The 20,456-nt window shown below is 53.7% G+C and carries 16 protein-coding genes and 5 tRNA genes; 19 read left to right on the forward strand and 2 right to left on the reverse strand.

The genetic code is table 11. The features are described 5' to 3' along the window. The first annotated feature begins 17 nt into the window (after positions 1 to 17). From C9I92_RS24395 to C9I92_RS24415, 5 genes are all read left to right on the forward strand, one after another. Positions 18 to 93, forward strand: a tRNA-Gly gene (locus C9I92_RS24395). A 35-nt stretch (positions 94 to 128) separates the two neighbouring features. After that, positions 129 to 204: transfer RNA gene (locus C9I92_RS24400), tRNA-Gly, on the forward strand. Between the two features lie 34 nt (positions 205 to 238). After that, a tRNA-Gly gene (locus tag C9I92_RS24405) sits at positions 239 to 329 on the forward strand. Between the two features lie 35 nt (positions 330 to 364). Beyond that, positions 365 to 455, forward strand: a tRNA-Gly gene (locus C9I92_RS24410). Between the two features lie 41 nt (positions 456 to 496). Beyond that, a tRNA-Met gene (locus C9I92_RS24415) sits at positions 497 to 573 on the forward strand. Positions 574 to 1,390: 817 nt separating this feature from the next. On the opposite strand, the gene queG is transcribed toward C9I92_RS24415, so the two are convergent. Continuing rightward, positions 1,391 to 2,551 (reverse strand): tRNA epoxyqueuosine(34) reductase QueG, encoded by a 1,161-nt coding sequence (gene queG / locus C9I92_RS24420; protein WP_047887583.1) that lies wholly within the window; start codon positions 2,549 to 2,551, stop codon positions 1,391 to 1,393. A gap of 167 nt (positions 2,552 to 2,718) precedes the next feature. Here queG and C9I92_RS24425 point away from each other — a divergent pair, with 167 nt between their 5' ends. From C9I92_RS24425 to motX, 12 genes are all read left to right on the forward strand, one after another. Beyond that, positions 2,719 to 4,206: a bifunctional ADP-dependent NAD(P)H-hydrate dehydratase/NAD(P)H-hydrate epimerase gene (locus C9I92_RS24425; protein ID WP_047887584.1), complete on the forward strand. Its 1,488-nt coding sequence runs from the start codon at positions 2,719 to 2,721 to the stop codon at positions 4,204 to 4,206. An 8-nt stretch (positions 4,207 to 4,214) separates the two neighbouring features. Beyond that, the gene (gene tsaE / locus C9I92_RS24430; protein ID WP_047887585.1) at positions 4,215 to 4,679 is read left to right on the forward strand and encodes a tRNA (adenosine(37)-N6)-threonylcarbamoyltransferase complex ATPase subunit type 1 TsaE; all 465 of its coding nucleotides are present in this window, start codon (positions 4,215 to 4,217) and stop codon (positions 4,677 to 4,679) included. Positions 4,680 to 4,683: 4 nt separating this feature from the next. Continuing rightward, positions 4,684 to 6,402 (forward strand): N-acetylmuramoyl-L-alanine amidase, encoded by a 1,719-nt coding sequence (locus C9I92_RS24435; RefSeq protein WP_047887586.1) that lies wholly within the window; start codon positions 4,684 to 4,686, stop codon positions 6,400 to 6,402. 2 nt (positions 6,403 to 6,404) lie between these two features. After that, the gene (gene mutL, locus C9I92_RS24440; protein WP_047887587.1) at positions 6,405 to 8,609 is read left to right on the forward strand and encodes a DNA mismatch repair endonuclease MutL; all 2,205 of its coding nucleotides are present in this window, start codon (positions 6,405 to 6,407) and stop codon (positions 8,607 to 8,609) included. Then, positions 8,602 to 9,537 carry a tRNA (adenosine(37)-N6)-dimethylallyltransferase MiaA gene (gene miaA, locus C9I92_RS24445; protein WP_047887588.1) on the forward strand — a complete coding sequence of 312 codons (936 nt, stop codon included), beginning with the start codon at positions 8,602 to 8,604 and terminating at the stop codon, positions 9,535 to 9,537. Before mutL ends, miaA begins: the two co-directional genes overlap by 8 nt. An 86-nt stretch (positions 9,538 to 9,623) precedes the next feature. Beyond that, a complete protein-coding gene (gene hfq / locus C9I92_RS24450) occupies positions 9,624 to 9,890 on the forward strand; it encodes an RNA chaperone Hfq (RefSeq protein ID WP_047887589.1) in 267 nt (88 codons plus the stop codon). Between the two features lie 26 nt (positions 9,891 to 9,916). Next, entirely contained in the window at positions 9,917 to 11,206 is a 1,290-nt protein-coding gene (gene hflX, locus C9I92_RS24455) for a ribosome rescue GTPase HflX (protein WP_047887590.1), read from the forward strand. A 57-nt stretch (positions 11,207 to 11,263) separates the two neighbouring features. Next, positions 11,264 to 12,421 (forward strand): FtsH protease activity modulator HflK, encoded by a 1,158-nt coding sequence (gene hflK / locus C9I92_RS24460; RefSeq protein WP_047887591.1) that lies wholly within the window; start codon positions 11,264 to 11,266, stop codon positions 12,419 to 12,421. 2 nt (positions 12,422 to 12,423) lie between these two features. After that, complete coding sequence (gene hflC, locus C9I92_RS24465) at positions 12,424 to 13,419, forward strand: protease modulator HflC (RefSeq protein ID WP_047887592.1); 996 nt, start codon at positions 12,424 to 12,426, stop codon at positions 13,417 to 13,419. A gap of 97 nt (positions 13,420 to 13,516) precedes the next feature. After that, positions 13,517 to 13,711: a DUF2065 domain-containing protein gene (locus C9I92_RS24470; protein WP_047887593.1), complete on the forward strand. Its 195-nt coding sequence runs from the start codon at positions 13,517 to 13,519 to the stop codon at positions 13,709 to 13,711. A 117-nt stretch (positions 13,712 to 13,828) separates the two neighbouring features. Then, positions 13,829 to 15,127: an adenylosuccinate synthase gene (locus tag C9I92_RS24475; protein WP_047887594.1), complete on the forward strand. Its 1,299-nt coding sequence runs from the start codon at positions 13,829 to 13,831 to the stop codon at positions 15,125 to 15,127. Between the two features lie 166 nt (positions 15,128 to 15,293). After that, the gene (gene motX, locus C9I92_RS24480) at positions 15,294 to 15,920 is read left to right on the forward strand and encodes a flagellar protein MotX (RefSeq protein WP_047887595.1); all 627 of its coding nucleotides are present in this window, start codon (positions 15,294 to 15,296) and stop codon (positions 15,918 to 15,920) included. 141 nt (positions 15,921 to 16,061) lie between these two features. Here motX and hmpA read toward each other — a convergent pair whose 3' ends face one another. Next, positions 16,062 to 17,246 (reverse strand): NO-inducible flavohemoprotein, encoded by a 1,185-nt coding sequence (gene hmpA / locus C9I92_RS24485; RefSeq protein ID WP_047887596.1) that lies wholly within the window; start codon positions 17,244 to 17,246, stop codon positions 16,062 to 16,064. 105 nt (positions 17,247 to 17,351) lie between these two features. Here hmpA and nsrR point away from each other — a divergent pair, with 105 nt between their 5' ends. Beyond that, positions 17,352 to 17,783, forward strand: a complete 432-nt coding sequence (nsrR, locus tag C9I92_RS24490; protein ID WP_047887632.1) for a nitric oxide-sensing transcriptional repressor NsrR — start codon at positions 17,352 to 17,354, stop codon at positions 17,781 to 17,783. Positions 17,784 to 17,900: 117 nt separating this feature from the next. Next, entirely contained in the window at positions 17,901 to 20,453 is a 2,553-nt protein-coding gene (rnr, locus tag C9I92_RS24495; protein WP_047887597.1) for a ribonuclease R, read from the forward strand. The last annotated feature ends 3 nt before the right edge of the window (positions 20,454 to 20,456 follow it).

Raw genomic sequence — 20,456 nt, forward strand, 5'->3', positions numbered from 1 at the left:
TGCTTAACGGTGACGATGCGACACTAGCTCAGTTGGTAGAGCGCAACCTTGCCAAGGTTGAGGTCACGAGTTCGAACCTCGTGTGTCGCTCCAAATTACAGCTTTCATCGTGCTTAACGGTGACGATTGCGACACTAGCTCAGTTGGTAGAGCGCAACCTTGCCAAGGTTGAGGTCACGAGTTCGAACCTCGTGTGTCGCTCCAAATACAGCTTTCATCGTGCTTAACGGTGACGATTGCGACACTAGCTCAGTTGGTAGAGCGCAACCTTGCCAAGGTTGAGGTCACGCCAAGTTCCTCGAAGATCGGGAACCTCGTGTGTCGCTCCAAATTACAGCTTTCATCGTGCTTAACGGTGACGATTGCGACACTAGCTCAGTTGGTAGAGCGCAACCTTGCCAAGGTTGAGGTCACGCCAAGTTCCTCGAAGATCGGGAACCTCGTGTGTCGCTCCAGTTTATAGCCTTCATCGTGCTTAACGGTGACACAATACGGACGCGGGGTGGAGCAGCTTGGTAGCTCGTCGGGCTCATAACCCGAAGGTCGTCGGTTCAAATCCGGCCCCCGCAACCAAATTCTTGAGAGCTTTGGTCAAGTAACCATTGCACTCCATTGTTGCCGCTCTTGTGCATAAATCAGGAGACCGGCACAGCTACTACTGTGAAGTATTAGTTCCATTGCAGCATTCCTGGGGTATTCGATAACCGGTAGCCTTGTGTGTTGCGTCAATGTTCCATAACGGGAGTTACTGGAACCGAAGAAGCTTTTCAGCTTCAACACATCATCAATGAATTGAGCATGCGATCTGACGATTGCGTGCATTTGTTCACAATTCATGATGCTCTGTGGCCAGTGCCAGATGGCAACATGCGCTCTTTACTTGATAACTGTCTTCGTTCCAGAAAGTTACCAACAGAGGGTATGTGATATCTCAGTCCTTCCTCTTCCAGACAGATAGGCTTCAAACCTTGGCGGCGCTTGGGTTTAAGAGAAGTTTTCGGCAAGAAATAACCGGATCATGCACAGAGTTATCCACATCTATAACTTGTGGGTAAGTCAGTTGATTACGTGTGCCGATAGCGTGTGAACAAGTCTGTATTTATCTTTTTTTTATTTCGATGTCCGGAAAACATATAAAACTTATCAACAGTTTAAGGTGTTGTTTTGTATGGTTTTTTGTTGGGTTGCTCAAGGTTTATATACAACCTGATCCACTATGTGGATGACTGAATAACTTTTTCAGCACCTACCCGTCAGAGCTGTGTTTAATATTTTCATCTGGGTATAAATACGCTCAAATGAAAATGTTTTCCACATTTCCCCATAAGACTGACTCAACTCTCAATCTGTGTTAATCAGGTTGCAACACGATAGCCGGATTATTCGCAGCCTACGCATCGCGTGGCAATCCTTTTTCTACAATACGAATAAGGCGCCGTGTTTTAGCCGGTAAAACCTCAATACGTTGTGCTGTGAGATGAGGGAGCTGATTGGCCTGGTTTACACGTTCATGTTGCTTGCCCAGCGCCCACTGAATGTGAACGTCCAGCAGTTCGTGCTCGCCAAGCCGCTGTTCTAACGCCTGAACAAGCTCTGTGCTATATGGGGCATTACCCATAGCGATGGCGATATTACGTAGCCATTGCACATGTCCGATACGTCGGATCGCAGAACCTTCGGTATTTTTCAGAAATTGATTTTCATCCCACTGAAATAAGGTGGCCAGAGGTTGCTGATACAGGCTTTCCCGGCAGTGGTAGTCTTGCTCTTCCGTGACATCGGCGTAACGGTTGAAGGGGCACACCAGCTGGCAGTCATCGCAACCGTAGATGCGATTACCGATCGGCTCGCGAAACTCTTCCGGAATCACCCCATCAAATTCAATGGTCAGATAAGAAATACAGCGTCTGGCATCAATGACCCCTTCTTCCACAATCGCCCCTGTGGGGCAGCTGGTCATACAGGCCACACATTTACCGCATTGGTTTTCTACCGGGGTGTCGACAGGCAGGGGCAGGTCGATAAGCAGTTCACCCAGAAAGAACCAGGAGCCTGCGTGTTCGTTGAGAATCAGAGAGTGCTTGCCAGTCCAGCCCAACCCAGCCTTTTCAGCCAGAGGGCGCTCCAGAATCGGGGCGGAATCCACGAAAGGGCGATAACCGAACTGACCGACGGCCGCTTCGATTTTTTGCCCCAACTGCTTGAGTCGGTTACGGATGAGCTTGTGGTAGTCACGTCCCAGGGAATAGCGGCTGACGTAGGCGGTATCTGGTTGACCGAGGCTTTGGGCAAATCCCGCTTCGGGTGGCAGATAATTCATCCGCACACTGATCACCCGAACGGTTCCCGGCAACAGTTCTGCTGGCCGGGCACGCATCATGCCGTGGCGGGCCATCCAGTCCATCTCCCCGTGATAACCTGCGTCCAGCCAACGTTGCAGCTGTGCTTCATGACGGCTTAGATCGACATCGCAGATGCCCACCTGCTGGAAGCCTAATTCCTGGCCCCATTGCTTGATGTGGTTGGCAAGATCGCGGTAGTCGATGGTCATTACATAGGATCCCTGGTGAATTGGGGGCGGAAGTCTACCACAATCATGGTGAATGTTGAGGAAAAATTCCGGTAAAAGTCTGTCGGGCGATCTGCGGGATCCATTGTCAGCCGAACGGGATTTCGGCACTATCTTGCAAAGAAAGAACCGGATGAAAGGAGATCGGGATGGCGTCAACAGTGTGGCCGCGTCGGCTCTATACCGCCGCGCAGGTGCGACAGGGTGAGGTTAAGGCTGCCAAAGCTTGTCAGGTAGCAATGTACCAGTTGATGGAGCGGGCTGGTGAGGCGGTATTTGCAACGCTTTGCCGTTCATTTCCGGATGCCCTCCATCTCTTGGTGTGCTGTGGTGGCGGGAATAATGGAGGAGACGGATATATTGTAGCCCGGCTGGCACAAACGGCTGGCTTTCAAGTGTCACTCTGGCAGCAAGGGGATGCTGACCGGCTGCAGGGGGATGCGGCCATCGCGCGGGATGCCTGGCTGGCTGTTGGCGGCACCATTTCAGCACCAGAAGCATCGGTACCCGAAACGGTGGATGTGGTGGTTGATGCGTTGCTGGGAACCGGACTGTCCGGATCCGTACGATCTGATGCGGCCGCTACGATCCTTGCGATCAACCAGAGTGCTTTGCCGGTTGTGGCGGTGGATATTCCCTCCGGATTGTGCGCTGATACCGGCCGGGTGCTTGGGAGTGCGATCCAAGCCAGGATCACGGTCACTTTCATTGGCTGTAAGCAAGGGCTGCTGACCGGGCAGGCCGCCGCGTACACCGGGCAACTGATATTGGCGGGGCTCGGGGTTGCGGCTGCATTTGATGCGCAGCAGCAACCTTCGGTACAGGTAGTTTCTGATAATGATGTCATGCTCGTACTGCCTTGCCGCAAACGGACCGCTCATAAAGGGGATCATGGCCGGATCCTGCTGGCCGGTGGCGATGCCGGGATGGGGGGGGCTATTCGTCTGGCGGCGGAAGCGGCGGCAAGGGCAGGAGCAGGGCTGACGGCGGTGCTCACCCAACCTGACAATGTACTGTCAATTGTGACAGCGGTTCCTGAGATAATGGCGCGGGGCTGGCAAGACAAGGCCCACGAAGCAGAAGAACGACTGCACTGGGCTGATGTGCTGGTTCTCGGGCCAGGGCTCGGGCAAACTGACTGGAGCCGTGCGCTGTATTTCCATCTGGCAGATACCGAGAAACCTATGGTGCTTGACGCTGATGGATTGAACTTATTAGCCCTTTCACCAGACTATAAAAATAATCGTATAATTACTCCTCACCCAGGTGAAGCTGCACGCTTACTCGGTTGCACGGTTGCTGACATTGAGCAGGACCGTTTTGCTGCCACCCATGCCCTGCACAAGCAGTATGGCGGGGTGGTAGTGCTCAAAGGTGCGGGAAGCCTGATTTATGATGGTGTGCAGCATTGGCTTTGCCCGGCAGGGAATCCGGGAATGGCGACGGGGGGAATGGGCGATGTACTGTCCGGCGTGATAGGTGCTTTACTCGGCCAGGGACTATCTCTGGCGGAAGCGGCCCGAATCGGTGTTTGGGTACATGCCCGCGCAGCAGATGCATGCGCAGAAGCCGGGGAGCGTGGTATGCTGCCCAGTGATTTATTCCCCTATATTCGACAACAAGTAAACCCAAGATAAAGAAAAGAATGCAAACATTTGAAACCCTGCTTGCCGATGAACAGGCGACAGTTGCGTTGGGCCAGCAGTTAGCTCAGGCCTGCCAGCGACAAACTACTATTTACCTGCACGGTGATCTGGGTGCAGGAAAAACCACGTTTAGCCGTGGCTTTATTCGTGCCTTGGGTCATACCGGTAACGTAAAAAGCCCGACGTATACGCTGGTTGAGCCTTATGAACTGCCACCTTGGCAGGTGTACCACTTTGATTTGTACCGTCTGGCGGATCCTGAAGAGCTGGAGTTTATGGGTATTCGTGATTACTTCTCGGCGGATGCCATTTGTCTGGTCGAATGGCCGGAAAAAGGGGGTGGCCTGCTTCCTGCGCCGGATCTGGATCTGGACATGCGTTACGAAGGTGAGCAACGCAAAGTCACCATCACAGCGAACAATGAATACGGTAGTGAACTGATCAAACGTTTGGAGTTGTGTTGATAGGATGTCGTTACGGGCTTTATTTCATGCTGTAGTTTTAGGGGCTGGGCTTTTTTGTACCCAGGTGCTGGCCAATGATTTAAGTGGGATCCGGGTCTGGCCGTCGCCGGATGAAACCCGGGTGGTGCTGGATATGGGAGAGGAGGTGGATTACAGCTACTTTACCCTGACCAAACCGGATCGCCTGGTGGTGGATCTCAAAAAAACCACGCTGAAAACCAAATTGCCAATGGCGGTGCAAGACAGCGCCGTTCTGAGCCAGGTTCGTAGCAGTGGCGCACCGGAAGATGGCACCTATCGTTTGGTCTTCGAGATAAAGAAGAGCCTGACCCCCAATGTATTTAAGCTGGCCCCGACGCCGGACGGGCACTATGGGCACCGTCTGGTGGTCGACCTGCCGCACGGCAAGGCCAGTGTAAAACAGGCTGAGCCCGAAGCGAAAAACTCGAACCCGGTGGCGAACCAGAAGGCCATCCTGCCTTTTGGGACGGACGATATTGTTGTGGCCATTGACCCGGGACACGGCGGTGAAGATCCTGGCTCTATCGGGCCAAGCCGTCTTTATGAGAAAAACGTGACCATGGACATCGCGCAAAAGGTAGTGGCGCGCATCAATGCGACCCCGGGGATGCGAGCTGTCCTGACCCGGCGCGGCGACTATTTTGTGAACCTGAATAAGCGTTCGGAGATCGCCCGCAAGAACAAAGCGCATCTGCTGGTCTCAATCCATGCTGATGGTTTCCACAAGCCGCAACCGCGTGGTGCCTCGGTTTGGGTACTGAACACCCGCCGGGCGAACACCGAAATTGGCCGCTGGTTGGAAAAGCACGAGAAGCAGTCAGAGTTGCTGGGTGGCGGTGATGTGCTGTCAGCCAACAATGAAGATCAGTACCTGAGCATGGCCGTGCTGGATTTACAATTCAGCCACTCGCAAAAAGAAGGCTATGATGTGGCCAACCGGGTGCTTAAAGAGCTGAGCAAAGTGACGACGCTGCATAAGAACCGGCCGGAGCATGCCAGTTTGGCGGTACTGAAATCACCGGATATTCCGTCACTGCTGGTTGAAACCGGGTTTATTACCAACCCGAGTGAAGAGCGGCTGCTGAACACGAAAGGCCATCAGCGCAAACTGGCTGATGCGGTTTATCGTGGTGTCTTGGCGTACTTTAACGAAAAGCCGCCGGAAGGAACGCTGTTTGCCTCGCGTAAACAGGGGATCAAACACAAGGTGGCCAAAGGCCAGTCACTCAGTGTGATTGCTGCCAAGTATGACACCAGTGTGTCGGCGATAAAAAGTGCCAACAGCCTTAAGTCCAATAGTGTCAATATTGGTCAGGTGCTGGTGATTCCGGGCAAGCTGCCGCAGTCGATTGCGGCAGCACCGCCGCCGGCTACGCCGGTCAAGTTGGTGACCCACACCGTTAAGCGCGGCGAGTTTCTGGGCAAAATTGCCGCTAACTACGGCGTGTCTGTGGCCAGTATTCGGGAACTGAACAAACTGAAGTCCGACAATGTAATGGTCGGACAGAAACTGAAGATTAATGCGAATCAGGGCAGTCCGGCCCCTCAAACTGAAGTGATTCATCATACCGTGCAGCGTGGTGAATTTCTCGGTAAGATCGCGGCTCATTATGGGGTCAGTGTAAACCGTCTGCGTGAAGTGAATCAGTTGCGTTCAGACAAGCTGGCTGTTGGACAAAAACTTACTATTCCAAGCAGTTAATTATGCCAATTCAGATCTTGCCAGCCCGATTGGCGAACCAGATTGCGGCCGGTGAGGTGGTAGAACGGCCCGCATCGGTGGTCAAAGAGCTGGTCGAAAACAGCCTCGATGCCGGTGCAACCCGGATAGACATCGATATCGATAAAGGGGGCAGCCGGACGATCCGCATTCGGGATAACGGCTGTGGTATTCCCAAGGATGAGTTGTCGCTGGCGCTGAGCCGGCATGCGACCTCAAAAATTGCTACGCTGGATGATCTGGAAGCGATCCTCAGTCTTGGCTTTCGGGGAGAAGCACTGGCCAGTATCAGCTCGGTGTCCCGCCTGACCCTGACCTCGCGCACAGTGGCGCAGGAAGAAGCCTGGTCTGCCTATGCGGAAGGCCGGGATATGGAAGTCCAGCTCAAGCCTGCGGCACACCCGGTCGGCACCACCCTGGAAGTGCTGGATCTGTTTTTTAATACCCCTGCCCGCCGCAAATTCCTCCGCACTGAAAAAACTGAATTCGGCCATATTGATGAGCTGCTCAAGCGGATTGCCCTCAGCCGGATGGACGTCAGTTTTAACCTGCGCCATAACGGCAAAATGATCCGTCAGTACCGGGCGGCAACGACCCAGATTCAAAAAGAGCGCCGGTTGGCGGCGATTTGCGGTGGACCGTTTTTGGACCATGCGCTGGCGGTCGAGCTGGAGCATGGCGGCTTTAAACTGACTGGTTGGATCTGCACGCCGCAAGGTGCACGGTCGCAAAATGATATCCAGTACTGTTATGTCAACGGTCGGATGATGAAAGACAAGCTGATCAACCATGCCATTCGTCAGGCTTACGAAACCAGCCTAGCCCCGGATCAGTACGCGGCGTATGTCTTGTTTATCGAGGTCGACCCGCATCAGGTTGATGTCAATGTCCATCCGGCCAAACACGAGGTCCGTTTCCATCAGGCGCGCCTGGTGCATGATTTTATTTGTCAGGGGCTGCAAAGCGCTCTGATTGAAGGGGCTGGCGAGGCAGCCAATTTTCAGGTGCCGGCGCCACGTGCCAGCGCTCAAGCCACACCGTCGCCCGCTTACCCGGCGTCGCAGAGTGCGTCGTATCAGGTTGAAGAACCCTCAGTATCACTGGCTGCGGCAGCGCGTACGCCGGATTACCCGAACAAAGCACCAACCAAAGACTGGATGCCATCATCAGGATCCGGCACTGGGCGAGCCAGCGCGCCATCGTCAGAAGACAACGGCCGAGGGACCGGACCGAGAGAGCCGTCAGTACCGTCCCGGGAGCAGATGCGACCGGAAGCCTTTACGCGTCCGTCAGGTAGCCCTGCCACGTCGCGTTCGCGAGGCGAAGACGGGCCGTCGCCGCAGGAAGTCGCTGCGTATCAACGTCTGCTGCAAACGGCAGAGTCAGCGGAAAGGCCGGCTAGCCACTATGACAGTGCGGCATCAGCCCGCCCTGCCTCTGAACGCTCGACCTCGGCTGATGTGCGACCGGTGATGTCGTCGCCTTCTGGCCGCGAGCCAAGCTCGTCCGTACGCCCGGCAGCCAGTCAGCCACCTTCGGCTGTGCCGGCGGCAGCGATGCCCGCCCGCGTAACGGCTTCGACTGCGTTGTCGCAAAATGCCGTCGACGGCAGTAACGGGATCGGGCTGGGTAAAGCCCTGTGTATGGTCGCTGGCAAATACCTGCTGTTGAGCCGTGATGAAGGCGTCGCTTTGCTGTCTCTGGAGCGGGCGGCGCATTTGCGTTGCAAAGGCCAGTTGCGGATGGCGCAGTCAGAAGGTCTCAAGCCCCAGCCATTGCTGATCCCGCATGCCTTACCGGTTGAGCCAAGTATGTTAGACTGTGCAGAACAGCACGCGCTCTTGCTCAAACAGCTGGGCATTCAGCTGAAAGCGAAGGGAACGCAACATATCGTGATTTTATCGGTCAGCCAACCGCTGCGGCAGCAAAACCTGCAGCAACTGATCCCGATGCTTTTGGGATACCTGGCGGCCGTGGCTGACGATCCACAAGCCCAGGGCTGGGACAAACTGCTGGACTGGATGAGTCGCCAACTGGTACTGGCACCACAGGCCTTCAGCCTGTCGCAGGCCATTCAGCTGGTTACGGAACTGGAACAGCTGTGGGGCGCTGATCTTGAACACTATTACTCTGAACTGCTGCGCCCGGTTGATTTGGCCGCAGCAATAGAAGCATTTGATTATGACTAAGCCACTTCCACAGGCGATATTTTTGATGGGCCCGACGGCTTCGGGCAAAACTGATCTGGCGATTCGCTTGCGCCAGCAGCTACCGGTCGAGTTGATAAGCGTTGACTCCGCCCTTATCTATAAAGGGATGGATATTGGTACAGCCAAGCCTGATGCCACAGAGTTGGCGCAGGCACCGCACCGGTTGATTGATATTCGTGATCCAGCGCAAAGTTATTCAGCCGCGGACTTTCGTGCTGATGCACTGAAAGAAATGGCTGATATAGTGGCTGCGGGACGGATCCCCCTGCTGGTTGGCGGCACTATGTTGTATTACAAAGCTTTGCTGGAAGGGTTGTCCCCGTTGCCGGCGGCTGATCCGGCCATTCGTGCCGGTATCGAGTTGGAGGCAGCAGAAAAAGGCTGGCAGGCCTTGCACGATGAGCTAAAGCGGATTGATCCGGTCTCCGGAGCTCGCATTCACCCGAATGATCCGCAGCGGCTGTCACGGGCATTGGAAGTTTTTCGTATTTCGGGTAAAACTTTAACTGAGCTTACGAAAACTCAAGGTGAATCCCTGCCATACCGGGTTCACCAATTTGCAATTACTCCCATGGATAGGGCTATTCTACATCGGCGGATAGAACAGCGTTTTGACAAGATGATCGAAGCAGGTTTTGAACAGGAAGTTCGTGCTTTGTATGAACGGGGAGATCTGCATCCGGATCTGCCTTCAATACGCTGTGTGGGGTACCGCCAGATGTGGGAATATTTGGACGGGCAGTGCAGCCTGGATGAAGCGGTGTTCCGCGGCATCTGCGCCACCCGTCAATTGGCGAAACGTCAGATCACCTGGCTGAGAAGCTGGAATGAGTTGACGTGGTTGGACAGTGGGGACGTGGACAAAGCGTTACAAACCGTCACAAACTCAGTTAGATGTGCGGGTTGATTAACGTGTATACTCACTACTGTTTTGCGTATTTTTAATTTTGTTCGTTGCTAACTACAACTACAAACAAATAAGGAAAAGAAATAATGGCTAAGGGGCAATCTCTGCAAGACCCGTTTTTGAACGCTTTGCGTCGTGAAAGAATCCCTGTATCAATCTACCTGGTCAACGGCATCAAGCTGCAGGGTCAGATTGAGTCTTTTGATCAGTTTGTGATCCTTCTGAAAAACACGGTAAACCAGATGGTATACAAGCACGCGATTTCGACTGTTGTGCCGGCGCGTCCAGTAAACCATCACCACGCCGGTGATCGTCAGCCATCTGATCGTGCCCAGGAAAAAACTGAAGAATAATCATTCTTCATTAAGGAGTTGATTGCTTGTTTGACCGTTATGAATCCGGTGAGCAGGCAATTCTTGTTCATATCAACTTCACGCAAGAAGGGGAGTGGGAAGACTTAAGCGAATTTGAAATGCTGGTCTCCTCCGCGGGAGTCAATGCGCTACGTGTGGTAACAGGTAGTCGTAAAACTCCCCACCCTAAATATTACGTGGGAGAAGGTAAAGCGCAGGAAATTGCCGAAGCAGTTCGGGCCGAAGGGGCCGAAATTGTTCTATTCAACCACTCTCTTTCTCCAGCGCAAGAGCGAAATCTGGAGCAGATCTGCAAGTGCAGGGTGCTGGACCGAACCGGTCTTATCCTTGACATCTTTGCTCAGCGTGCACGCACCCACGAGGGTAAACTGCAGGTAGAGCTCGCCCAGCTACGCCATATCTCCACTCGATTAATCCGGGGTTGGACCCACCTTGAACGACAGAAAGGCGGGATTGGCTTACGTGGTCCGGGTGAAACGCAGCTGGAAACTGACCGCCGCTTACTCCGTGAGCGGATTAAGACGATTTTGCGTCGTTTGGACAAAGTGGCCAAGCAGCGTGATCAGGGGCGCCGGGCCCGTAACCGGGCAGAGATACCGACGATCTCGCTGGTCGGTTATACCAACGCCGGTAAATCCACCCTGTTTAACCGGGTGACGGATGCTGGGGTGTATGCCGCTGACCAATTGTTTGCCACGCTGGATCCGACGCTGCGAAAAATTGACGTGGCGGATGTCGGAACCACGATTCTGGCCGATACCGTGGGATTTATCCGGCACCTGCCGCACGATCTGGTCGCAGCGTTTAAAGCAACATTGAAAGAAACCCAGGATGCAACCCTGTTGCTGCACGTGGTGGATGCCAGTGACGATCGCTTCCGTGAGAACATCGAAGCGGTAGACACCGTGCTGGAAGAGATCGAAGCCAATGAAGTGCCTTCTCTGGTTGTGATGAATAAAATCGACAACCTGGAAGGTGCGGAGCCGCGCATTGAACGAGACGATGACGGCGTACCACGTCGGGTATGGGTTTCGGCAATCGACGGTCAGGGTATCGATCTGTTGTTTGAAGCCCTGACGGAACGTCTGTCAGGCACCATGGTGAAGCATACATTACGGGTTCCGCCTCAGTACATCGGCAGGATCCGCAGTAAGTTTTACCAAATGGGCTGCATTATCAGTGAAGAATACGACACTGACGGCAGTCTCAAAATCGATATTCGCCTGCCGTTAGCAGAGTGGTCTCGGTTGCAAAAAAGGGAAAGTACTTCGTTAGATGACTTTATCGTTGCTTAATGGACTGCTAGAGTAATAAAAAAAACTGTCGTCATATCATATTGATGGAGTTCTATAATGGCGTGGAATGAGCCTGGAAACAACGGCGGCCGCGATAAGGACCCTTGGGGGAACAATAATCGCGGTGGTCGTGATCAAGGTCCGCCGGATCTCGATGAAGTTTTCTCGAAACTGAGTCGAAAATTTGGTGGCTTTTTGGGGAATAAAAAAGGGCCTTCAACGGGTGGTAGCGTTGCCGGTTTGGGGGCGATTGCGGTATTAGCTACAGCGGTGTGGGGCTTCTCCGGCTTCTACACCATTGGTGAAGCTGAGCGCGGTGTGGTACTGCGTTTTGGTAAATTCTATGAGATGGTCGATCCGGGCCTGAACTGGAAACCAACGTTTATCGACGAAGTGACACCAGTTAACGTTCAGGCTATTCGCTCGTTGCGTAGCTCAGGTCTGATGCTGACGAAAGACGAGAACGTCCTGAAAGTTGAGATGGATGTTCAGTACCGTGTGGCAGAACCGCAGAAATACCTGTTCAGTGTATCTAATGCGGATGACAGCCTGCGTCAGGCCACAGACTCTGCACTGCGTGCAGTGATCGGTGACTCGACCATGGACGAAGCGCTGACGACTGGTCGTCAGGTGATCCGTTCCAACACGCAGGAAGCGATCGATAGCATCATCCAGAAATACGACATGGGTCTGCTGGTCGTGGATGTGAACTTCCAGTCTGCTCGTCCGCCAGAAGCGGTCAAAGATGCGTTTGATGACGCGATTGCGGCTCGCGAGGATGAGGAACGTTTCGTACGTGAAGCGGAAGCTTACAGCAATGATATCTTGCCGAAAGCGACCGGTCGTGCGGAGCGTATCAAGAAAGAAGCGGAAGGTTACTCTGAGCGTGTAATCAACGGTGCGCTGGGTGAAGTGGCACAGTTCGAGAAACTTCTGCCTCAGTACATGGCGGCGAAAGAAGTTACCCGCAACCGTCTGTACCTTGAAACCATGGAACGCGTGTACGCGAACACCAGTAAGGTCATGGTTGATTCTAAGTCGAGCGGCAATTTGTTGTACCTGCCACTGGATAAGCTGGTCAACCCGACTCAGCAGAAGACTCAGCCAGCCAGCAGCAGCTCATCAGTGAATTACGACATTGAGCTGGAGAAAGTTGAAACCGCTCCGGTCTCTGCTGCGCCGCGTGGCGAGACAGGCCGTCAAGGGAGATATTAATTATGCGTAAGTTAATGATCCCGGTTATCGTGATTTTCATCGCGACGTTGCTGATGTCAATGTTCGTGGTGCAGGAAGGCGAGCGCGGTATTGTGCTGCGTTTCGGTCGTATCCTGAAAGATGCTGATACCGATGTCGCTCGTATTTACGAGCCGGGCCTGCATTTTAAAGTGCCGGTTTTTGACCGCGTACGTACGCTGGATGCCCGCATTCAGACGATGGACGATCAGGCTGACCGTTTCGTAACGTCAGAGAAAAAAGACGTGATCATCGATACCTATGTTAAATGGCGTATTGAAGATTTCGGTCAGTACTACCTGGCGACCGGTGGTGGTGATGCCTCTACGGCACAAGCTCTGCTGAAGCGTAAAGTGGTCGACAGCCTGCGTGCTGAAATCGGTTCACGTGAAATTAAGCAGATCGTGTCAGGTCCTGAGCGTAGCCAGAAAGCCGATAACGCGAACCTGGTGTCTGACGAAACGGCTCCTGCTACTGAGATTGTGGCGGAAGTGGCACCTCGTAAGACAGTGGAAGGCCAGCGTGATCAGGTCATGGCGAACGTACTGGCGGACATTCAGATCAGTGCCAAGAAAGACCTCGGTGTGGATGTGGTTGACTTCCGAATGAAGAAAATCAACCTGCCGGACGAGATCAGTGAGTCTATCTACCGTCGTATGCGTGCCGAGCGTGAGTCGGTTGCTCGTAAGCACCGTTCTCAAGGCCGTGAGAAGGCTGAAGTCATTCGCGCCCAGTCTGAGCTGGAAGTAGCGAAAATTCTGTCTGAGGCTGACCGTGAAGCGCGTGTCGTAAGGGGTAACGCTGACGCACAAACCGCAGAAATTTATGCTCAGGCATTCAACAAGAATCCTGAATTCTATAACTTCCTGCGTTCTCTGAAAGCGTACGAAAACAGCTTTAACTCGAAGAACGACATTCTGGTTGTGGATCCTAACAGTGATTTCTTCCAGTACATGAACGAATCGAAAGCCGCCAACTAAGCGCGGAATCCCGGTTGAAAAGGCAAGACTTCGGTCTTGCTTTTTTTTGCTTTTTATTCAGGCGTATAATTTTCCGGTTTAGCTTAGGAGAGAACGAATGAGTAATGCAATATGGCTGGCCCTGGGCCTGGTGTTGGTCTTTGAGGGGCTGGGGCCGTTGCTGGCTCCTCGGGGGTGGCGGGAGATGGTGAGCCAGCTCAGTCAGCAGGATGACAATACCCTGCGCCGTATTGGCGGGTGCCTGGTGGTTGCCGGGAGTGTGGTCGCTTACATTATGTACACTAGACTGTAATAGGCACTGACGAAGCCTGAGCAGGACTGGCGTGCGCGCGTACATGGTCAAAAAATGACTGCAAGGCGTCGAGTAAGGTGCTAGAATCCCTTTTTAACTACTGATAGACGAAGAAAGATGGCAAACAATGTAGTCGTTCTTGGCACCCAGTGGGGTGACGAAGGTAAGGGAAAGATCGTTGATCTTTTGACCGAAGATGCGAAGTATGTAGTGCGCTACCAAGGTGGCCACAACGCGGGTCATACACTGGTCATTGACGGTGAGAAAACGGTTCTTCACCTGATCCCATCAGGTATTCTACGCAACAACGTGAAATGCATCATCGGTAACGGTGTTGTCCTTTCCCCAGACGCTCTGATGAAAGAAATGGGCCAGCTGGAAGAGCGTGGTATTCCTGTTCGTGAACGTCTGTTCCTTTCTGAAGCTTGTCCGCTAATTCTGCCATACCACATTGCTCTTGATCAGGCGCGTGAACTGGCGCGTGGTAAGAAAGCGATCGGTACAACAGGCCGCGGTATTGGTCCTGCGTACGAAGATAAAGTGGCTCGCCGCGGTCTTCGTGTAGGCGACCTGTTCGACAAAGAAGCCTTTGCTGAGAAACTGAAAGAAGTTATGGCTTACCATAACTTCCAGCTTGAGCATTACTACAATGCTGAGCCTGTTAGCTACGATGACGTGCTGGCAGCGATCATGGCACAGGCTGATATCCTGACGTCTATGGTGATTGACGTGACTCAGGAGCTGGACGACGCGCGTAAGCGTGGTGACAAGATCATGTTCGAAGGTGCACAAGGCACACTGCTGGACATCGACCACGGTACTTACCCATACGTAACGTCTTCTAACACGACTGCTGGTGGTGTGGCTGCTGGTTCTGGTTTTGGTCCTCGTCACCTGGGTTACATCCTGGGTATCGCGAAGGCTTACTGTACTCGCGTAGGTGCTGGCCCATTCCCGACTGAGCTGTTTGACGATGTTGGCGAACACCTGGGTGTGAAAGGTAACGAATTTGGTGCAACAACTGGCCGTAAGCGCCGTTGTGGCTGGTTCGATGCTGTTGCAATGCGTCGTGCAGTACAAATCAACTCAATCTCTGGTTTCTGTCTGACCAAGCTGGACGTGATGGACGGCCTGGAAGAAATCAAGATCTGTACGGGTTACCAACTGGCTGATGGTACGGTTCTGGAAGTATCTCCAATGGCGGCAGATGCATACGAGAACGTCACACCAATCTACGAAACGATGCCTGGCTGGACTGAGAGCACTTTCGGTGTGAAAACTCTGGACGAACTGCCACAGACGGCGCTGAACTACATCGCGCGTCTGGAAGAGCTGACTGGTGTACCGGTTGATATCATCTCTACCGGCCCGGATCGTAACGAGACGATCATCAAAGTTCACCCATACGGTGAATAATCGTCAGGTTTGATGCCTTGTCAAAGCCAGCCTTCGGGCTGGCTTTTTTGTGTCTGTGATTTGGGTTCCGAAATCCTGCCGCGTTACCGTCAGTCCCTGCGGATTTTCCCTAAAGTCTGCGCCCGCTCCGCCGATACACAAGTTACGTTCGGATAGAGAGCCCTTCATGACGTTGCGATCCCTGTTACTTATCACATTGCTGGCTGCCACACCTGCCCACGCATTGGAAGAGGTGGGGGATGCTGTACCTGTGTACACCGACAACGAGCTGAGTAGGCTGTTTGCTGAAAATCGCCATCTGCAGCAGGTGAAAGCGGATGACTGTCAGCTGGTGCAGGACATTGAAGCCCGGGCTATCCGGGTTGAATCGCCGTCTTTCCAGTTCCTTTACGGCGACATGCTGGCCTGGGGGGTGTGTGTCCCGCGGAATGTGACGCTGGGAGTGCACTACATGCAGGCGGCGGCACAGCAAGGCTCTCCGGCAGCGCTGGAGCAGTTAGGGCGCTATTACGCGGAAGGCAAGCTGGTGCAGCAGGATCAGGAGCGGGCGATTCCGTATCTGCGCGAAGCGGCGGCGATGGGGCATGTGAATGCCCGTATTTTGCTGGCGGAGCTGCTGCTGTCTGATTACGGCAGTCCGCTCGATTTTGAGGATGCCTATCGTTGGCTGTATAACACCGCGACGGGCAGTCAGCAGATCCACTCGCGAATCACGAAGCTGAGGCGCAATCTTGAGCAGCGCATGCCGGCAAATGTGATTGCCCGCGCCAAACGGCGGGAGACCTTCTGGTAATACCGGTGGGGAGTCCGACCGTGTGATGGCGATGGCCGAGCATGCCATCCGCGACATGCTGAAAAGACGATGAAAAAGACGCTCTGCGACCAAAAAAAGAGAAGCCAATGGCTTCTCTTTTTCGTTGGAATTACCGAGCGATTACAGGACTTTGTGTGGCCCGAAGCACTCATAGTGCAGGCGTTCTGGAGTCACGCCCAGATCGATCAGTTGACGGGCAACATGCTGCATGAAGCCAACCGGGCCACAGAAGTAAAAGTGCATGGCCGGGTCGCGCAGCTCATCAGCCATCACATTCAGGTCCATCAGCCCCTGATGCTGATAGTCTTCTGCCGGTTGGTCGCTGGCCAGAGGCTCACGGTACCAGGTATGGCTGTGGATATGAGGGTATTGGTGGACCAGGTGCTGTACGCTTTCTTTGAAGGCATGCTGAGCACCGTTTTCCGCGGCATGCAGCCAGCGTACTTCGGCCTGATGAGCGGTCAGGGTTTCCAGCATGGCCAGAGTGGGGGTCAGACCGACACCGGCAGAGAGCAGGGTCACGGGCGTGGTTGGCTCAACATCCAGGAAGAAATCCCCGGCGGGTGGCATAACCTCAATCACCTCACCGACCTGCAGGGTATCGTGCAGATACGATGACACTTTGCCTCCCTCTTCCCGCTTCACGGAAATGCGGTAGCAGTCTGGTTGTGGTGCGGAGGACAGGCTGTACTGGCGAATTTCGCGGTATTCAAAACCGGCTGGTTTGAGGTTAATGCCTAGGTACTGGCCCGGCAGATAATCAGAAACTGGCTGGCCATCGACCGGTTTGAGTACAAAACTGGTGACGACTTCACTTTCCCGGCGCTTTTCAATCACCTCAAACGAACGGGTTCCGCGCCAGCCACCGTTTTTAGTCTCATTTTCCTGGTAAATGGCTTCTTCACGCTGAATGAATACCTCTGCCAGGACACCGTATGCTTCACCCCATGCGTTCAACACGTCATCGCCCGGCGACAGCATTTCATCAATGGTGCCCAGCAGGTGTTGGCCGACAATCGCGTACTGCTCGGCTGTGATCAGGAAGCTGGTGTGCTTGTGGGCAATTTTTTCCACTGCCGGTAAAAGGGCTGCCAGATTCTCGATGTTGTTGGCGTAGGCACAAATAGCGTTGAACAGTGCTTCGCGCTGATCGCCGTTGCGCTGGTTGCTCATGTTGAAAATATCTTTCAGTTCCGGGTTATGGCGGAACATTCGCTCATAGAAGTGGGCGGTCAGGGCTGGACCGGTCTGCGCGATAACTGGGGCGGTCGCTTTAACGATATCAATGGTTTGCTGGCTGAGCATGGCTGGCTTCCTTTAAAGGTGTATTTAGTATGAATGTTATAAGTTGTATCTTATCTGTATCTTTTGGTCAATAACAAGATTAAAATGTCGTCAGGAGGAGTGATTGTGCAACTGACGAGTTTTACTGACTACGGCCTGCGTGCCCTGATCTACCTGGCAACCCTGCCGCAAGGGGAATTGGCCAGCATTACCAAAGTCACCGAAGTGTATGGTGTCTCGCGTAACCATATGGTGAAAATTATCAACAAGCTGGGTCAGCTGGGTTATGTGGAAACGGTTCGGGGCAAGAACGGCGGGATCCGTCTGGGCAAACCGGCCGAGCAAATTATTATCGGTGAGGTTGTGCGGGCAATAGAGCCGCTCCAGATCGTCAATTGCAGTGAAGAGTTTTGTCATATCACCCCGGCATGCCGGCTAAAAGGAGTCCTTTTTACGGCCCGGCAAGCGTTTCTTGAAGAACTGGATAACCATACGCTGGCGGATATGATTAATGACAATCCGCCATTACGGGTGTTACTGGATCAGCCGGTCGCCTGAAGGCGAATCAATCACTTCGAAATCTCATAAGGGAGCCAAAATTTCGACCTGGCTCCCGTCTGTTCACCTAGGGCGCGGATATACTTGAAGTATTTCTTCGCTAACTTGGATCAAAATATGTCAAAAGGTACTACCGATATACCGGTCGACCCTTTTCGCGATCGCGAAGCTTCAAATTACGAAAACCCGATTCCCAGCCGTGAAATGCTGCTGGATGTGATCCGCGGTTATGAAACCCCGGTCAGTCGCGATCAGCTCTTTGAAGCGCTGCATCTCGAAGGAGAAGACCAATACGAAGGCCTGCGCCGTCGCCTGCGTGCGATGGAACGTGATGGCCAGCTGATTTTTACCCGTCGCCAGTGCTATGCCCTGCCTGAACGTCTTGATCTGATTAAAGGGCATGTCATCGGCCACCGTGATGGCTTTGGTTTCCTGCGTCCGGAAGGCAGCAGTGCCAAGGACGACGATCTGTTGCTGCCGCATCATCAGATGCGTGGCGTGATCCACGGTGATTACATTCTGGCGCAGGTGGCCGGCGTTGATAAACGTGGCCGCCGTGAGTGCCGTGTGGTGCGGGTGCTGAAACACTACGAAGGGCAGATTGTCGGCCGTTTCTTTATCGAAGACGGCATGGGCTACGTGGTGCCGGATGATTCACGCATCGCTCAGGATATCGTGATTCCGAATGACCAGCGCCAGGGCGCCCGCATGGGTAACGTGGTCGTGGTGGAAATCACCCAGCGTGCTACCCGTCAGTACAATGCCGTGGGTAAAGTGGTGGAAGTGCTGGGCGAGAACATGGCGCCGGGTATGGAAATTGAGATTGCCCTGCGTACCTATGATATTCCGCACGAGTGGCCAGCTGAAGTCGAAAAACAGGTTCAGGGGCTGAAGGAAGAAGTACCGGAAGAAGCCAAAAAAGGCCGGGTTGACCTGCGTGATTTACCGCTGGTGACCATTGATGGTGAAGACGCCCGTGACTTCGATGATGCCGTGTACTGTGAGCGTAAAAAGTCCGGCGGCTGGCGCCTGTGGGTTGCCATTGCCGATGTCAGCTATTACGTTCGTCCGGGCACAGCACTGGATCAGGAAGCGGTGCGCCGGGGTAACTCGGTATACTTCCCGTCGCAGGTAATCCCAATGCTGCCGGAAGTGCTGTCCAATGGCCTGTGTTCGCTGAACCCGCAGGTTGACCGTCTGTGTATGGTGTGTGAAATGACCATCTCTGAAGCGGGCAACCTGTCAGGTTTCAAACATTACGAAGCCGTCATGAACTCCCATGCGCGTCTGACCTACACCAAAGTCAGCAAAATGCTGGAAGGTGACGAAGAGCTGCGTGAGCGCTATAAGCCATTGGTTCCGCATCTGGAAGAACTGTACAGCATGTACAAGGTGCTGAAACAGGCGCGTGAAGGGCGTGGGGCGATTGAGTTTGAAACGGTCGAAACCCAATTCATCTTCAATGCGGATCGCAAGATTGACCGCATTGTGCCGGCTGAACGTAATGATGCCCATAAGATCATCGAAGAGTGTATGATCATGGCTAACATCGCCTCAGCTCGACTGGTGGAAAAGGCCAAAGAGCCGGCGCTGTACCGGGTGCACGATGCACCGGGAGAAGAGCGTCTGACCGGTTTCCGTGATTTCCTGGGTGAGCTGGGTCTGCAACTGTCTGGCGGCCTGGAGCCATCCCCGATGGATTACGCGGCACTGGCAAACATGATCCATGGTCGTGCCGACCAGGAACTGATCCAGACGATGCTGCTGCGCTCGATGAAGCAGGCGGTATATCAGGCCGATAATATCGGTCACTTTGGTCTGGCGCTGAAGCAGTATGCGCACTTTACCTCGCCAATCCGTCGTTACCCGGATTTGCTGTTGCACCGTGCGATTAAGTACCTGATTGCCAAGCATGAAGGGACGAACCAGGATCGCTGGACACCGACCGGTGGCTACCATTACTCGTTTGATGACATGGACAGCCTGGGCGAGCAGTGTTCGATGACCGAGCGTCGTGCTGATGATGCAACCCGCGATGTGGCGGACTGGCTGAAATGTGAATACATGCAGGATCACGTCGGCGATGAGTTTGACGGGGTAATTGCCAACGTGACCGGTTTCGGTTTCTTTGTTCGCCTTAACGAACTCAATATCGACGGTCTGGTTCACATCTCCAACCTGGCTAATGACTACTACCAGTTTGACCCGATTGGTCAGCGTCTGGTGGGCGACAGCTCCGGGCAGATTTTCCGGTTGGGTGACACAGTGAAAGTGAAGGTGGCGTCCATAAACCTGAATGACCGCCAGATTGACTTTGACCTGGTCGGCAGTAGCCGTAAGCCGCGTCGTGCCGGTAAAACGATGAAAGATCGTGATAACCGTGAGAAAAAACAGCGGATGCGCAAAGCTGAAGGGCTGCAGCGTCAGAGCATGAAAGTGTACCGGGTGGAGAATGGCGAAGCGCAGCAGGACGAGAGTCCGGCTCAGAAAGAGCGCCGTTCGGTACGTCAGCAGCTGAAGCATGGGGCGATCCCTAAGTCGGAAGGTGATAAAGCGCCTAAAGGCAAAAAAGGCGATGCTGACCAAGGCAAAGCCAAGAAAAAGTCGACCAAAGCGCGCAAGAAAAAGCAGCGTTTAGGTAAGAAAGAACGAGTCGCGAAGAAGAAATAAGCA

Origin of the sequence: Photobacterium ganghwense (assembly GCF_003025595.1) — a bacterium.
GTDB classification, from domain to species: Bacteria; Pseudomonadota; Gammaproteobacteria; order Enterobacterales; family Vibrionaceae; genus Photobacterium; species Photobacterium ganghwense.